Here is a 15,440-nt window from a genome sequence, read left to right as displayed (position 1 = left end):
TTCGCTCTTTTATGTAATTTAATTTACAGAAAACGTAATTATAAAACCTTTATTTCGAATACTTTTTCATCATTCAAAAAACCTTCTAACATGTCTTTTGAATTAATTTTAGATACACCAGCTGGCGTTCCAGTAAAAATTAAATCGCCTTTTTTCAATGTAAAATATTTAGAACATTCTGCGATTAATGTATTGATGTTGAAAATCATATCCTTAGAATTTCCTGTTTGTACATTTTCACCATTTCGATCTAATTTGAATGCTAAATTCTCTAAATCAAAATTTTCTTTCGGAAAAAAGTCAGAAACAAAAGCTGAGCCATCAAAGGCTTTTGCTATTTCCCAAGGAAACCTTTTTTCTTTCAACTCTTGTTGTACATCGCGTGCTGTAAAGTCAATTCCTAAACCAATTTCAGAATAATAACGATCTGCAAATTGCGGTTGAATCATTTTACCAACACGATCTATTTTAATCACAATTTCTGTTTCGAAATGAACTTCTTTTGTGAAACTTGGAATCACAAATGGAAAACCTTTTCTCAAAATTGCAGAATCTGGTTTCATGAAAAACATAGGCGATTCTGGAATAGGATTATTTAATTCCTTTGCATGTTCGACGTAATTTCGTCCGACACAAATAATTTTCATCGTTTAAAAACCGTTTTGTAATTTGATTCGAGTAAAAACTTTCTTTGTGTACAAAGGGAAATCTGCATTCTGAATCCATGAATAATAACCAGGATCTTTTGCAAAAATATCCGTTACAACTTGTCCTTTATATTTACCAAACGAAATAATTTCTTGGTCTTTATCGTTGTATTGTATAAAGCCTGCTAAGTCAGCTGTTTTGCGTTGAGAAGAAAATTCACTCAAAAATTTATTGTCATTCTCAAGTTCATCATATTTTTCTATTTGAGCCATTAATACTTCGTAAGTCGCTATAGTATCCGCTTCAGCTGAATGTGCATCGATTAACTCTTTATCACAATAATATTTATATGCTGCACTTAAATTACGAGGTTCCATTTTATGATAAATCACTTGTACGTCAATTGGGCGATGTTTTGATACGTCAAAATCAAAACCATTGCGCAATAATTCTTCTGCTAAAAGTGGAATATCAAAACGATTCGAATTATATCCAGCCAAGTCAGAATCTTTGATCATTTCCATAATTTCTGGCGCTAATTCTTTAAAAGAAGGAGCGTCTACAACGTCTTCGTCAGAAATACCGTGAATCAAAGTTGTTTCTGGTGGAATAGGAATTCCTGGATTAACTTTCCATGTTTTTACTTCTTTTGTTCCATCTGTAAAAGCTTTCACAATAGAGATTTCAACGATTCGGTCTTTCGAAACATTTGTTCCTGTCGTTTCTAAATCAAAGAAACAGATATTTTTAGTTAATTTCATTTTGTAATTTCTTTTCTAAAAATGATTGAGATGATGATATATAATAGGATAATTAATGGAATAGCAGCCACTTGCAACCAAGCTACTAAACCAATTGTAATGATTAAGAAAATGTATTTATAATAATTTTCTGCCCAACTCAATCCTTTAAATTTTAAGGCAAATAATGGTAAATCGATAATTAATAAGATACTAAAAACAATAGACACAGCGATTAATAAATACGTATCAATTTCTGGATTGATAATTTGTCCTTTGTTGTAATAAATTGAAAATAATGAAAAAATAAATAAGGTATTAGATGGAGTTGCTAATCCTTTGAAATAAGTACTTTGATCTTCATCTAAATTAAATTTCGCTAATCGTAAAGCAGAAAAAGCCGGAACTAAAAATGCAAATAATGAAAGAGCTGAAATTTTTAAGTTTTCATTTTCATAAATAAAATCAGTTGACAAATGATTAAAAATCGAAAATAACATCAATCCAGGAACTACTCCAAACGAAATACAATCTGCTAAAGAATCTAACTCTTTTCCGATAGGACTACCAATATTCATTAAGCGAGCAACCATTCCGTCTAAGAAATCGGCAACTAAAGAAATTATCATCAAAACCATGACAATTATAACTGTTGTAGTTGTAATTTGAGCATTACTCGATATCATAAAAATGGCTGATAATACACCACACGAAAGGTTAAGTAGTGTTAGAAAGTTTGGAATTGTAAATAATTTCATAAATGAATTTTTCAGGACAAAAATACAAACAAATATTAATCTGAATCCTTTTTAAACACAATAAAACCACTAATTTTGAGTTTTTATATACGTAATTTATCAATTTTGAAAAAAATATTCCTTTTATTATCTGTTCTTGCAAGTCAATTTGCTTTTTCTCAAACTGCACGCAAATACTCGAACGAGTTTTTAAACATTGGTGCAGACGCTCGCTCTTTTGCAATGGGAAATGCGGTTGTGGCAAATATTGGAAATGCCAATGCAAGTTATTGGAATCCGGCTGGTTTAACAGAAATTACGTACGATTGGGAAGCTTCTGCAATGCACGCTGAATATTTTCAATCTATTGCAAAATTTGACTACGCAGCAGTTGCTATTCCGTTGAGAGAAAGTAATTCTACCATAGCTTTTTCGTTGATGCGTTTTGGTGTGGATGATATTCTAAATACAACAGAACTAATCGATAATCAAGGGAATATTAATTACGATAAGATTTCTAAATTTTCTACCGCAGATTATGCGTTGACAATGTCATACGCTGGGAATATTTTTAACAATAAGGATATTCAGTTTGGTGCAAATGCAAAAGTTGTGTACCGTCATATTGGTAAGTTTGCACAAGGTTTTGGATTCGGGATTGATCTTGGTTTACAATATCGCACTGATAATAAAATGTATTTTGGTGTAATGGCGCGTGATATTACCACAACTTTTAATGCATGGAGTATCAACAAAGAGAAGGTAAAAGAAATTTCGGTTGATGAGCCCAATAACGAAGGCGAACCGACAATTTTGAATGATTTGCCAGGTGAAAATATTGAGTTAACAATGCCTAAACTACAGTTTGGTGTTGGAAAACGTTTCGATTTTAATGATCGTTGGTCGATGTTAGGAGAGGCAGATTTGAATATTGAATTTCAACAGACTAATGCTGCAATATCTGGTAAAGGATTTTCAATTTCTCCACAAGTTGGGGTAGAGTTGGGGTATGATGATATGGTTTTTGTTCGAGGAGGATTAAATAATTTACAAAAAATTGAACAATTTGATGGAAAACAAAAAACTCAAATTCAACCAAATGTTGGAGTAGGGTTCAAATACAAAGGAATTTCAATTGATTATGCTTTAACTAATTTTGGTGATAGCGGAATAGGTTTATACTCTAATATTTTTTCTGTTCGTTTCGAAATGGATAAGTGGAGATAGATTAATCAATTTTATTAATTCTATAGACAGTTAAAGAACTATAACCAAAATTTCGATCGTACCATTTTAATGGTTTAGATTTTAAAATTTTTCTTTCGTATTCGTACGGAGAAATATAGAATTCTATAGAATCGCCATCTTTTAATTTCTTTAAACGAATTGAATCATCTTCAAATGAAAAATCAAATTCTTTGTATTTATTTAAATCAATAGTAGCAGTTGCACTTCTTCCTTTAAAACGAATTTCTTTAATTTGATCTTTTAATTCAATCAAACCTTTTTCATTAACAGAAGCATTCATTAATTGATCTTGATCATTCTTTAAAACTGCACCAGAAATAATTGTCAATAAAAAAGGAGAAAAACAAAGTATATGATAGAAATAATATTTCCATGATCGTTTATAAAAAATATTTTTTTTACATTTTGATTCAAAGTATTCTGAAATAGTCAGATTTGATGATGCTCCAAATTCAAATAATTTATCACCCAAATGTATCGTTAAGTATTCTGCATCTTTTTTGTAATTATAATCATACGTAATTTCTGATAAAGCAGTTTTCTTCCAATTTCTGTCAAAAAATCCTTTTGTTAAAACATAATCTTCATGCAATTCGAAATATTCAACAGATAAAGTTTTTTTATAAATATAATAACCTGATATAAACCAGTGAATTATGAAGAAAATAGCAAATTCAAATATGATTTCTTTTATTAGTATATATAATATGATTAGAAATATTGATGAATTTAGTATATAGAACGAATTTTTTAAAATATTGTTTATTTTAAAATCTGAATCATCGTAATTTTTATAAATTAACATAAGGTTATCTCTCAATCGGTAAATTTTCATCAGCGCCCCATTCAGACCAAGAACCATCATAGACTTTTATATTTTCGTAACCTGCAATTGTAGAAGCTAAAGCAAGAATCGAAGCTGTAATTCCGGAACCACATGTGAAAATATTTTCTTTAGAAGAATCGGTTAGTTTTTCGAAAATTGAATATAATTCTGTTGCAGATTTATATTTTTCTCCATTTAAAACATTTTCGAAATATAAATTCTTTGAATTTGGAATATGTCCACTTCTCAAACCTTGTCTTGGTTCGGGAGAAACACCTTCGAAACGGCCTTCTGATCGGGCATCTATTATAGTTTTCGAATTATTGTTTATTGCATTTAACATAACGTGTACATCTACAAACCAATCTTGTTGAAAATGAGCAACAAAGTTACCTATTTTAGTTGGTTGTAAATATTCTGTAACAAGTTCAAAATTATTTTTCTTCCAATCTGGTAAACCTCCATCTAATACATATACTTCATTGTGTCCCATTGTTTTAAACATCCACCAAACGCGTGGACTTGAATAAACACCCCATCGATCATAACAAATGATGATAGAATTATCATTAATACCAAGTTGTTGAGATTCTGTTGTAAAAGTATTTTCATCAACCAAAATATGAGGAAGTTGAATAGAATGATCAGAAAATTTTCCTTCCAAATCAAAGAACACAGAATTTGTAATTAACTCTAATTTTTCGTTTTGCAGGGTTTGACCAACTTTATCAATTGTACAATCTAAAATAATCAAATTATCAAGATGTATGTTTTCTTTTAATTCGATTACAGTTATTATTGGAGTATCAAATTTCATAGACTAAATAGTATGTTATAAATATAAAAAAACGCAACCATTTTGATTACGTTTTTGAATTATGCCTTTATTTATTATATTCCAACAAATGTAAATGGTTTTGTATCACTAAAAAGTTGTGAAGTTTCGCCAGCATACGTTTCATTTTTACTAACGCTTAATCGTTTTGTTGAAGCATTTTTATTAAAATCAATCTTCTTCAAATCAACCCAAAAAGTATTTGGTGTTTTTGTCGTTTCGAAATAATAAACTAAGTTTTTATGATCCGCAACTGATCTCCAACGAGTAGAGGAAATATTCGGTTCGGATTCTGACGAAATTCCTAAAGGAACTGAAACATTTCTGATGACACTAAAAACACTCGCAATTGAAATACGTGTATCTGCAGTTTGTGGAATAGCATTGATATAATAAGATGCACGTACGTAACGATCAGGAGCTCTATTAGTTCCAGGAAGCATTATCGTTCCAGGAATTCCTTTCCAATATTGATTAATGGCTAATTGTTCTTCAAAAATAGGCGAATTAGTCATGACCGTGTAAGATGAATCGTGATGTATTTTTAATTTACCATTTACATATTCAAAAATAGCGTTATCACCTTTAGCATCAGAAATTGAAAGATGTAAAGTTGTAAATTTCTGCGTTCCTGGAATGTAATCAGAAACTACTACAAACTTTTCTTTTCTCAAATCTTCCACTGCTTCATTCACAGTTGCATAGTTATCCAATACATATTGTGCCCATGCAGCAATTGTGACTCCAGGTTTAGATCCTTTTGGATCAAATTTAGGGTATTGACTTTCAACTAACCATAATACATTTGCAACTAATCCTTTTTCATTTATACCATCAGTTGTCGCTATATCCCAAGCACTTGTAATTACACTACCATATTTTGAAGTCCATTTTTCTGATGCATTCCCAACATTTCCGGTGCGATCTAGTCCTCTTGGAAAAATCCAAATGTTGGCATCAATCTCATCTTTCCAATCCATAGAACGAGCAGTAATTACTGTATTTTCTGGACCTTTGTAAACAACTCTTGTACAAGCATCAAGTTTTGGAGCTAATAAAAATAGTAAGTTGGTAGAGAATAATGTTAAAGTAAGTTTGTTGTAAAAATTCTTTTTCATTATGAGGTGATATTTGTGTATCTAAATTTAAGAATTATAATTCTTATATCAGTTATACATGATTGATTTAATATCATAATTACATAAAAAAACGCAACCATGAATGATTGCGTTTGAATTAAATGCTATGTGAAAGATTATTTTTGATTAATCACCTCAACCACTGGTTTACCAATGTTCCCATTTGGCTCTTCAATGTGTAATAAAGCAGACAAAGTAGGAGCGATGTCAGTCATATAAACTCGGTTATTATTTTTACCTTGTTTAATTCCCCATCCCATTAAAACAAATGGAATATGAGCATCGTAAGATCCCCAAGTTCCGTGAGTAGTTCCGCCAGCGTTTAGTTTTCCTCCGTACCATTGTGGATCTAAAATATAGGTAATTGCACCACTTCGTTTACGATTGAAACCGTTGATCATACGTTCTTTAATTTCAGAAGGAATTGATGCATTTCCGATTTTGTCCATATCTGCAACAAAAGAAACACCATCAACTTTTTGCATGAATTTCACAATTTCATCTTTGATATCTTCTTCATCTAAATCATTAGTTTCAATAAGCTGATTATTCAAATGGACTTGGTAATTTGATAAAGAGCGTACAATATCAGCAGTTTTAAATTCAGCTTGTAATTTAGCGTTTAAAGCTTTTTTTACTTCTGAAGTTTGAAAATATCCAGCGTTTCCTTTTTTATCTTGGAAATATTTTGGATTATGTGCTCCACCATGATCAGCCGTTAAGAAAACTAAATATTCGCCTTTTCCAACTTTTTGATCCAAATGATTGAATAATTGTTCCAAATCTTTATCTAAACGTAAATAAGTATCTTCCATTTCGATAGTATTTGGTGAAAATTGGTGACCAACATAATCTGTAGAAGAGAAGCTAACCGCTAAGAAATCGGTAATTCCTTTATCGTTTTGACCTAATTTTTCGTTATCAATAATTTCGATAGCGATATCTTTTGTCAACGAATTTCCAAAAGGCGTAGAACGAATTAATCCCAAACCATTTTCTTTTTTTAATTTTTTCAAATCATAAGGAAATTGCATTTTATCTAATCCTTTATACTTCTGTCGATACGGATTTCCATCTTTTTCACTTTGTACATATGTATCAATTGGATAAAGTGTATTCCATTTATCTAAATATTTTTCAGTTACTTTTTTATCATTGAATTTTTGTAACCATTTTGGCAATTCGTTCATATAGAATGTACTCGAAACCCAGTTTCCAGATTCTCCGTCAAACCAAAAAGCAGCATCAGCAAAATGGCCTGCTGGTAAAATTCCTCCACGATCTTTTAATGAAACACCAAATACTTTTGAGCGAAAATTAGTTGCTAATTTCAATTGATCAGGAACCGTAGAAGTCAACAAGTTTTTAGGAGACATTTTCCCTGCTTTAGAAGAAGTGCCAACTCCATTAACAGTATCATCTTGTGTACAATACATCTCTTGTCCAGTTGCTTGAATGATAAAATCATTTCCCGCAATTCCATGAATAGCTGGGACAGAACCTGTATAAATCGTACTATGACCAATCGCCGTATAAGTAGGAATATATGGAATATAAGTGTTTTCGTTGCTATAACCTTCGTTTAATAAACGATTGAAACCACCCTGAGAATAACGATCTTGATAACGGTACAAATAATCCCAACGCATCTGATCTACGACAACTCCAACCACTAATTTAGGACGGTTTACTTCTTGTTGTGCATATAAAGAAAGCCCTGCAAAAAGTCCTAAAACACTTAAAAAAGTTTTATTAAATTTCATTTTTAAAATTTTACAAAGACAAATGTAACAATTAAATTTTGGCCGAAATTTAAATAATAATTAAATAATTAGTAAATTAAACAAAAACATAAAAAAATAGATTATGAGTGCTAAACCCGTTGTAGTCGTTGAGATTTTTGACACGTCAATAGATAAAGTATGGGATGCTTTAACGACAAAAGCTGCTTTTGATAAATGGTATTTTGATATTGATGAATTTGTTCTAGAAGAAGGATTTGAATTCGAATTTTACGGAGGTTCGTATTTACATCATTGTAAAATAGTAGATTTTGCCCCACAATCTAAATTAGTATATACATGGAAGTATCCTGTTTATGAAGGAGATTCTGTTGTTACCTTTTTATTAGAAGTGATAGAAAATGAATTTGTTCCTCAAACTAAACTGACGTTAATTCACGAAGGAATTGAGTCATTTCCGCCAGAAGACAAGAATTTTTCTCGTGAAAGTTTTGAAGCTGGATGGGCAGAGATTATCCGAATTAGTTTGAAGAGTTATTTAGAAGGTAATGTAGATGATGATTTGAAAGTTGAATAGAATAAAAAAAGAGACTTCGTCAAGTCTCTTTTTAATTTTTTTTACAGCCGATTATTTTTTGAATAATACTGTGATTCCTTCTTGATTTGGTAAAATCGGACGAGGATCTTCCGCTGTTACTATTCCTGCTTTTTCTTTTCTTAAATTCGCAACCCAAAATGGAATCCAAGAGATAGCTATCGTTGAAAAGAAGATGATACCCCAAAATCCGCATAAAGCGATTACTAAGAATAATAAGAAACCTAAAAATTGAATCATGATTTTATTTTTATGTGATACAAACTTAGTAAATAAAATTTATAGAAATACTAACATTAATCACTTTTCTTTCATCAAACGATTTCTTAAATTTGTGAGATAAGTAAATATAATAAAAATACAAAATGGAATACAGAATTGAGAAAGACACCATGGGGGAAGTAAAAGTTCCTGCTGACAAATATTGGGGCGCTCAAACAGAACGTTCAAGAAATAACTTTAAAATTGGTCCAGCTGCTTCAATGCCAAAAGAAATCGTTGAAGGTTTTGCTTATCTTAAGAAAGCTGCAGCTTATGCAAATGCTGAGTTAGGTGTATTACCAGTTGAAAAAAGAGATGCTATTGCAGCTGTTTGTGATGAAATCTTAGCAGGTAAATTAGATGATCAATTTCCATTAGTTATTTGGCAAACAGGTTCAGGAACACAATCTAACATGAATGTGAACGAAGTTGTTGCTAATCGTGCTCAAGTATTAGCAGGAGGTAAAATTGGAGAAGGAGAACCTGTTTTGAAAGCGAACGATGACGTGAACAAATCTCAATCTTCTAACGATACTTACCCAACAGGTATGCATATTGCCGCTTACAAAGCTGTTGTTGAAGTAACAATTCCAGGTGTTGAACAATTACGTGATACTTTAGCTAAGAAAGCAGAAGAATTTAAAAGCGTTGTAAAAATTGGTCGTACACACTTAATGGATGCAACTCCATTAACATTAGGACAAGAAATTTCAGGATATGTAGCACAATTAAACCACGGTTTAAGAGCATTAAGAAATACATTAGCGCATTTATCTGAATTAGCATTAGGAGGAACTGCTGTAGGTACAGGACTTAACACTCCAGAAGGATACGATGTAGTAGTCGCTAAATACATTGCTGAGTTTACAGGTCATCCATTTGTTACTGCAGAAAATAAATTTGAAGCGTTAGCTGCTCACGATGCCATTGTAGAAACTCACGGAGCGTTGAAACAATTAGCTGTTTCATTAAACAAAATTGCAAATGATGTTCGTATGTTAGCTTCAGGACCTCGTTCAGGTATTGGTGAAATCATCATTCCAGAAAATGAGCCAGGGTCTTCTATCATGCCAGGTAAAGTAAATCCTACACAATGTGAAGCTTTAACTATGGTTGCTGCTCAAGTTATGGGTAATGATGTTGCAATTACGATTGGTGGAACTCAAGGTCACTATGAATTAAATGTTTTCAAACCATTAATGGCTGCAAATTTCTTACAATCTGCACGTTTATTAGGGGATGCTTGTGTTTCTTTTGACGAACATTGTGCACAAGGTATCGAACCAAATTATGCTCGTATCAAAGAATTAGTAGATAATTCATTAATGTTAGTAACTGCGCTTAATACAAAAATTGGTTATTACAAAGCTGCAGAGATTGCGCAAACTGCACACAAAAATAACTCTACGTTAAAAGAAACTGCAATTGCATTAGGATATGTAACTGCTGAACAATTTGACGAATGGGTAAAACCAGAAGATATGGTTGGTTCTTTAAAATAAGAAAATATAAATCATTATAGTAAAAGAGGTTGCTTTTGTAACCTCTTTTTTTGTACGTATTAAAATAATTGAGAAAAAATTCCTTTATTAAGAGGAAAAATTGTATCTTTAGTAAAAGTTTAAAATTATGGCAACAATAAAACTAAAAAGTTACAAGCAAATCATTGATGAAATTCCTGAAGTAAGAGATTTCACTAATGTCTATTTCTATGTAAATAGTTATAATATCGATCAAAAATACATCAAATATCTAGACGAATTATCTGGTTTAAAAGATGATATTATTTCGAATTGGTTAAATATTACAACGCGTACATATAGAAATTATAAAACAAAAGACGTTTCATTAAAAGACAATACGAAAGAGCATGTTGTTCTTTTAATTTCTTTGTATAAACATGGTTTAGAGGTTTTTAACACAAAAGATGATTTCGAAAAATGGTTAACAACTCCAAACGTTTTATTGGATAAAAAAGCACCAATGGATTTCTTGGATACAGTATCTGGTTTAAAATTCATTGACAATCGTTTAACGGCTATTGAGTACGGAGAAAACGTTTAAGAATGTTAGTTTACAATATACGTAAAGCTAAATATGCAAAATCATTACAAGCTTCTGGTGTTGCCAACAGATGGAACAAAAATGATGAATTTGTAATTTATTCGGGAAGTACACGCGCATTATCAACCTTAGAATTAGTGGTTCACCGCAGTTCAATTACGATTGACAATTCGTATAAATTATTGGTAATTGAAATTGATTGTACAGAAGATGAAATTTACAATGTAAAGGATTCTAAATTACCCAAAAATTGGCAATCTGTAGAGTCTTATCCGAAACTACAAGAAATTGGATCTGCTTGGTATCAAGATTTTAAATATTTGGTGATGAAAGTTCCTTCGTCAATCATTCCGAAAGAATACAATTATTTAATTAATACAAAACATCCCGATTTTTCTTCGAAAGTAAAAATCAAAGAAATAGAAGATTACAATTGGGATGATCGTTTATTATAAAGCATCAATAAATCGACTAAATATTTAGTCGATTTATTGATTTATGAAGGTTTTAAATCTTTTTATATTTCAGTAATAAACTGTTTGTTACAACACTTACACTGCTCATAGCCATTGCAGCTCCTGCAATCATTGGGTCTAATAAAAATCCGTTGATTGGATAAAGAACACCTGCCGCAATTGGAATACCGATTACATTATAAATAAATGCCCAGAATAAATTTTGATGAATAGTCTTGACTGTTTGTGTTGAAAGATTAATCGCATGATTAATTTTTGTTAAATCGCCACCGATTAACGTTACTTCGGCAACATCAATTGCAATATCAGAACCATTTCCCATCGCAATCGAAACATCTGCTTGTGCCAAAGCTGCACTGTCATTAATTCCATCACCAACCATCGCAACAATTTTTCCTTTATTTTGTAAATTTTTGATGATATTCATTTTATCATGAGGTAAAGCATTCGATACAACTTGTTCAATTCCAATTTGTTTAGCAATTGCATTCGCAGAAAATTCATTGTCACCAGTCACCATCCAAACCTCAATTCCTTTTTCATGAAATGCTTTTATAGCTTCAATAGAAGTTGCTTTTATTTCATCTGAAATTCCAATCAAACCTAAAACTTTTTCATTATCACCAAAGAAAGAAGTGGTATAATTTTTAGTTGAAAAATCTTGAATTGTTTGTTTAACATTCTCCTCAATTTGAATGTTCAATTCGTTCATCCAACTTATTTTCCCAACATAATATTCTTTGTTCAAACGAGTTGCTTTTAATCCTTTTCCAGAAACATCTTCAACTTTCAAATCCGATAAATTTTCTTGTTTACCAATATGTGCAATAATAGCTTTGGCTAAGGGATGTTGCGAATTATTTTCGATGGTATAAAGTATATTTTTAGCAGAATCATCAAACCAAATTAATTCTTGTACTTTAGGTTTTCCTTCTGTAATTGTTCCTGTTTTATCTAAGATAATCGTATCAATTTTCTTTGCTAATTCTAAACTTTCAGCATTTTTAATTAAAATTCCTTGTTCAGCTCCTTTTCCCATTCCAACCATAATTGCAGTAGGTGTAGCCAAACCAAGTGCGCAAGGACAAGCGATAACCAATACAGTTATCATGGATAAAAGTGCCATGGTAAACGCATTTTCTTGACCTAAAACTAACCATGTAATAAAAGTTAAAATTGCTATGATAATTACAATCGGAACAAAAATTCCTGCTATTTTATCCACCAATTGTTGAACTGGCGCCTTGCTACCTTGTGCATTCTTCACAGACTGAATGATTTGAGCTAAGAGTGTATCATTACCAACTTTTAAGGCTTTATATTGAATAGGAGAATTTTGGTTCAACGTTCCTGAAAAAACAGTAGCATCAACTCCTTTTTCGACAGGAAGAGGTTCACCAGTTAAAGAACTTTCATCGATAAAAGTATCTCCAGAAATAATTATTCCATCAACGGCAATTTTATCTCCAGGTTTAGATAAAATCAAGTCTCCAATTTGCACATCTTCAATTTTTACTTCAACTTGATTTCCATTTTTTAAAACAGAAACCGTATTGGGTTGCAGACCTATTAATTTTTTGATTGCTTCAGATGTATTTCCCTTCGCACGTTCTTCCATCAATTTACCAATCAAAATAAAAACGATAATCAAACCAGCTGCTTCAAAATAAGGATGAGCGTGTAAACCTTTGCTGTGCCAATATTCTGGAAATAATGTATTGAAAACACTGAATATATAAGCTACACCAGTACTTAATGCCACTAAAGTATCCATATTAGCTGTCTTATTTTTCAATTGTTTCCACGCACCAACAAAAAATTGTTGACCGAAAATAAAGAGAATAGGAGTAGAAAGCGCCCACATGATATAATTACCATAAGGCATATTCATAAAAAACATTCCTATAATGAACAAAGGAATACCAAAAACAAGCGCCCATATCACGTTCTTTTTTAGTGATAGGTATTTATCTTCATGAAGTTGTTCTATTTCTTCGTCTTGATTTTTTGATTCATCAATCACTAAATCAAATCCAACCTCAACTAATGCATTTTTTAAATTTTCGGGAGAAGTTAAAGAAGGAATATATTCTATTTTTCCCATTCCATTTCCATAATTCACTTCAGCATTCACAACACCTGGTTGACGTTTTAAGTTTGCCTGCGAGCTACTTGCACATGAAGCACAAGTCATGTTAAGTACGGGGTAATTTTTTTCGACAGAATCGATTTTGAAATTATTTTGTTTTAGGATTTGAAAAACTTTAGCTGCTACTTTAGGCATTTTTTTTGCCGTCAGCGAAACACTTTTATTTGATAAATCAATAAAAAAACTATCCAGATTTTCAACTTCAGATATCATTTGGTTCAATTTAGAAACTTGTTCTTGCGTTTCTAAATTAAGAAGCGGTATAATAAGGGTTTGCACTTTCATAATAGTTATTTTATACTACAAATTTCAAGTAATTTTTAAGAAATTATGTTATACAATTGTAGAATAAATTTATAAAATAAGATTATCGTCTTCATAAGGTAAGTCTTGCGGATCTGCATCTATAAAATCAGGTTCAGGAAGTTTTTTTAATTGATAAGCATGAATTGAAATATGACCATTTAAATATGCTTTCACGACGCGATGCATGCCATCCATTATTTTACCTTCTGGACATAAAATAATAGGATACGAAAGATCAGCATTATTCACCAAAATCATATGTTCGGCAATCGATTTACATGTAGGAACATCTCCTTCATAGCTGTACCAATAAGGCTCGTTTAATTCGCTGATAGCACTTAAAGGAATTTTTTTTGGCAGAATATTTTGTGTTAAGCTAATCAACCGATCAACATCCCAAATATAAAGTTGTTGATTGATTCGACGAAAATGATATTGCTTTCTCAACTTAAAAGTTTAATAATGATTTATATATAAACGAATTATATCAAAAAACGCCTCAAAATTGAGGCATTTTCTGATATAATTTTATTTTGGTAAATGCGGTGGGCGCATTTTGTATTGATTCTGTTTCAGACTCATTAAAAAGGATTCTAATGCATCTAATTCGGAAGTTGTTAAATTAAGTTTTTTCACCAAATCAGATGTTTTAGGAAATAATGAATCATTTTTCTGTTTTTCATTTGGTTGAAAGTGAAACATTCCAGCATTGTACATATTTAAGACACCACGAATAGTTGGAAACAATCCGTTGTGCATATAAGGTGCATTCTGTGGAACTTCGCGTAATGAAGGTGTTTTAAATTCCCCAACATTTTTTGCTAATTTAGTTGTATTGTATAAACCTAAATCCTCGTATTCTCGTCCATAATACGTTAATCCAATATTATGGAATTTATTATCCGAAAAATAAGCCGAATTGTGACAGTTGATACATCTTGCTTTTGTACGGAAAAGATGTAAACCTTCGATTTCTTGATCTGTTAATTCATCTGATTTTCCAGCAATAAATTTATCAAAACGATTTTTTGGAGCTAAAATTGTTCGTTCAAAAGTAGCAATTGCTTTCGTTATGCGATCATTTGATACGTTTTCGTCTCCAAAAGCTTGTTTGAACAAATCTTTGTAACCAGCAATTTGAGCAATTCTTTTTGTTGCAAAATCGATGTGATGATTCATTTCTTTTTTATCACGAATTGGGAATTCAGCTTGTTCTTCCAACGTTTTTGCTCGGCCATCCCAGAACATTACTTTAGCGTAAGCCACATTCATTAAACTTGGTGAATTACGTGTACCCAATTGACGGTCTTCTCCATAAGGAACACGTCGACCATCACCCCAATTTAATTCAGGATCATGGCAATTTGCACAAGAAATTTGATTAGAATTGGATAAACGAGGATCAAAAAATAACGTTTTCCCTAATTCAGCTTTTTCTTTTGTATATGGATTATCTTTGGGAAAAGGAACTTCTCCTAATGTTCCAATATCCTCAAATCCATCATTCAAAACACTTTCGTCAACAGTTGGAGTAGGCCATTTAGACTGATCTCCACTACTATACAATGCTCGTAAATCGGTAATTGTATAACCTTGGTCGATTATTTTATTACTGTTAAATGCATAAAATAGAGTAGTAGCTCCTATTGCAAATAATGGAAGTATTTTTTTCAT

Annotated in this window: 16 protein-coding genes; 5 read left to right on the top strand and 11 right to left on the bottom strand. The window is 31.4% G+C overall.

Features of this window, described 5'->3' with window-relative positions:
• Positions 1-38 precede the first annotated feature (38 nt).
• From IF125_RS07050 to IF125_RS07040, 3 genes are read right to left on the bottom strand one after another with little or no spacing between them, the layout of a single operon-like run.
• Positions 39-647 (bottom strand): fumarylacetoacetate hydrolase family protein, encoded by a 609-nt coding sequence (locus IF125_RS07050; RefSeq protein WP_225541992.1) that lies wholly within the window; start codon positions 645-647, stop codon positions 39-41.
• Positions 648-650: 3 nt separating this feature from the next.
• Positions 651-1,409, bottom strand: a complete 759-nt coding sequence (locus IF125_RS07045) for a 3'-5' exonuclease (RefSeq protein ID WP_225541991.1) — start codon at positions 1,407-1,409, stop codon at positions 651-653.
• Positions 1,406-2,146, bottom strand: a complete 741-nt coding sequence (locus IF125_RS07040) for a CDP-alcohol phosphatidyltransferase family protein (RefSeq protein WP_221411947.1) — start codon at positions 2,144-2,146, stop codon at positions 1,406-1,408. The genes IF125_RS07045 and IF125_RS07040 overlap by 4 nt, the downstream gene beginning before the upstream one ends.
• Positions 2,147-2,251: 105 nt before the next feature.
• Between IF125_RS07040 and IF125_RS07035 the strand changes: the two genes are divergently transcribed.
• The gene (locus tag IF125_RS07035; RefSeq protein ID WP_225541990.1) at positions 2,252-3,352 is read left to right on the top strand and encodes a putative type IX sorting system protein PorV2; all 1,101 of its coding nucleotides are present in this window, start codon (positions 2,252-2,254) and stop codon (positions 3,350-3,352) included.
• A 1-nt stretch (position 3,353) separates the two neighbouring features.
• Here IF125_RS07035 and IF125_RS07030 read toward each other — a convergent pair whose 3' ends face one another.
• The 4 genes from IF125_RS07030 to pafA form a co-directional block, all read right to left on the bottom strand.
• The gene (locus IF125_RS07030) at positions 3,354-3,965 is read right to left on the bottom strand and encodes a hypothetical protein (RefSeq protein WP_225541989.1); all 612 of its coding nucleotides are present in this window, start codon (positions 3,963-3,965) and stop codon (positions 3,354-3,356) included.
• A 217-nt stretch (positions 3,966-4,182) separates the two neighbouring features.
• Positions 4,183-5,016: a sulfurtransferase gene (locus IF125_RS07025; protein ID WP_225541988.1), complete on the bottom strand. Its 834-nt coding sequence runs from the start codon at positions 5,014-5,016 to the stop codon at positions 4,183-4,185.
• A 74-nt stretch (positions 5,017-5,090) separates the two neighbouring features.
• Positions 5,091-6,152 (bottom strand): linear amide C-N hydrolase, encoded by a 1,062-nt coding sequence (locus IF125_RS07020; protein WP_188320043.1) that lies wholly within the window; start codon positions 6,150-6,152, stop codon positions 5,091-5,093.
• Positions 6,153-6,289: 137 nt separating this feature from the next.
• Complete coding sequence (gene pafA, locus IF125_RS07015) at positions 6,290-7,936, bottom strand: alkaline phosphatase PafA (protein WP_225541987.1); 1,647 nt, start codon at positions 7,934-7,936, stop codon at positions 6,290-6,292.
• 103 nt (positions 7,937-8,039) lie between these two features.
• Here pafA and IF125_RS07010 point away from each other — a divergent pair, with 103 nt between their 5' ends.
• The gene (locus tag IF125_RS07010; protein WP_225541986.1) at positions 8,040-8,492 is read left to right on the top strand and encodes an SRPBCC family protein; all 453 of its coding nucleotides are present in this window, start codon (positions 8,040-8,042) and stop codon (positions 8,490-8,492) included.
• A gap of 51 nt (positions 8,493-8,543) precedes the next feature.
• On the opposite strand, the gene IF125_RS07005 is transcribed toward IF125_RS07010, so the two are convergent.
• Positions 8,544-8,750 carry a hypothetical protein gene (locus IF125_RS07005; protein WP_225541985.1) on the bottom strand — a complete coding sequence of 69 codons (207 nt, stop codon included), beginning with the start codon at positions 8,748-8,750 and terminating at the stop codon, positions 8,544-8,546.
• 125 nt (positions 8,751-8,875) lie between these two features.
• Here IF125_RS07005 and fumC point away from each other — a divergent pair, with 125 nt between their 5' ends.
• The 3 genes from fumC (at position 8,876) to IF125_RS06990 (ending at position 11,290) form a co-directional block, all read left to right on the top strand.
• A complete protein-coding gene (gene fumC / locus IF125_RS07000) occupies positions 8,876-10,273 on the top strand; it encodes a class II fumarate hydratase (RefSeq protein ID WP_171622519.1) in 1,398 nt (465 codons plus the stop codon).
• Between the two features lie 127 nt (positions 10,274-10,400).
• Complete coding sequence (locus tag IF125_RS06995; RefSeq protein ID WP_171622518.1) at positions 10,401-10,835, top strand: antitoxin Xre/MbcA/ParS toxin-binding domain-containing protein; 435 nt, start codon at positions 10,401-10,403, stop codon at positions 10,833-10,835.
• 2 nt (positions 10,836-10,837) lie between these two features.
• On the top strand, positions 10,838-11,290 hold the full coding sequence (locus IF125_RS06990) for an RES family NAD+ phosphorylase (protein WP_188320045.1): 453 nt from the start codon (positions 10,838-10,840) through the stop codon (positions 11,288-11,290).
• Between the two features lie 52 nt (positions 11,291-11,342).
• Here the strand turns inward: IF125_RS06990 and IF125_RS06985 are convergent, their stop codons facing one another.
• The 3 genes from IF125_RS06985 to IF125_RS06975 form a co-directional block, all read right to left on the bottom strand.
• Entirely contained in the window at positions 11,343-13,745 is a 2,403-nt protein-coding gene (locus IF125_RS06985) for a heavy metal translocating P-type ATPase (RefSeq protein WP_225541984.1), read from the bottom strand.
• A 69-nt stretch (positions 13,746-13,814) separates the two neighbouring features.
• Positions 13,815-14,213, bottom strand: a complete 399-nt coding sequence (locus IF125_RS06980) for a hypothetical protein (protein WP_225541983.1) — start codon at positions 14,211-14,213, stop codon at positions 13,815-13,817.
• Positions 14,214-14,294: 81 nt separating this feature from the next.
• Entirely contained in the window at positions 14,295-15,440 is a 1,146-nt protein-coding gene (locus IF125_RS06975) for a cytochrome-c peroxidase (RefSeq protein WP_225541982.1), read from the bottom strand.

This window comes from Empedobacter stercoris, assembly GCF_020281205.1.
Classification (GTDB): domain Bacteria; phylum Bacteroidota; class Bacteroidia; order Flavobacteriales; family Weeksellaceae; genus Empedobacter; species Empedobacter stercoris.
The sequence above is the reverse complement of the archived record's forward strand: the minus strand, read 5'-3'. Positions and strand labels throughout refer to the sequence as shown.

Excerpts from the sequence above, each read along its gene's own strand:
- IF125_RS07050 (WP_225541992.1), bottom strand. The coding sequence starts at position 647 with ATGAAAATTATTTGTGTCGGACGAAATTACGTCGAACATGCAAAGGAA.
- IF125_RS07045 (WP_225541991.1), bottom strand. The coding sequence starts at position 1,409 with ATGAAATTAACTAAAAATATCTGTTTCTTTGATTTAGAAACGACAGGA.
- IF125_RS07040 (WP_221411947.1), bottom strand. The coding sequence starts at position 2,146 with ATGAAATTATTTACAATTCCAAACTTTCTAACACTACTTAACCTTTCG.
- IF125_RS07025 (WP_225541988.1), bottom strand. The coding sequence starts at position 5,016 with ATGAAATTTGATACTCCAATAATAACTGTAATCGAATTAAAAGAAAAC.
- IF125_RS07020 (WP_188320043.1), bottom strand. The coding sequence starts at position 6,152 with ATGAAAAAGAATTTTTACAACAAACTTACTTTAACATTATTCTCTACC.
- pafA (WP_225541987.1), bottom strand. The coding sequence starts at position 7,936 with ATGAAATTTAATAAAACTTTTTTAAGTGTTTTAGGACTTTTTGCAGGG.
- IF125_RS07010 (WP_225541986.1), top strand. The coding sequence starts at position 8,040 with ATGAGTGCTAAACCCGTTGTAGTCGTTGAGATTTTTGACACGTCAATA.
- IF125_RS07005 (WP_225541985.1), bottom strand. The coding sequence starts at position 8,750 with ATGATTCAATTTTTAGGTTTCTTATTATTCTTAGTAATCGCTTTATGC.
- fumC (WP_171622519.1), top strand. The coding sequence starts at position 8,876 with ATGGAATACAGAATTGAGAAAGACACCATGGGGGAAGTAAAAGTTCCT.
- IF125_RS06995 (WP_171622518.1), top strand. The coding sequence starts at position 10,401 with ATGGCAACAATAAAACTAAAAAGTTACAAGCAAATCATTGATGAAATT.
- IF125_RS06990 (WP_188320045.1), top strand. The coding sequence starts at position 10,838 with ATGTTAGTTTACAATATACGTAAAGCTAAATATGCAAAATCATTACAA.
- IF125_RS06985 (WP_225541984.1), bottom strand. The coding sequence starts at position 13,745 with ATGAAAGTGCAAACCCTTATTATACCGCTTCTTAATTTAGAAACGCAA.
- IF125_RS06975 (WP_225541982.1), bottom strand. The coding sequence starts at position 15,440 with ATGAAAAAAATACTTCCATTATTTGCAATAGGAGCTACTACTCTATTT.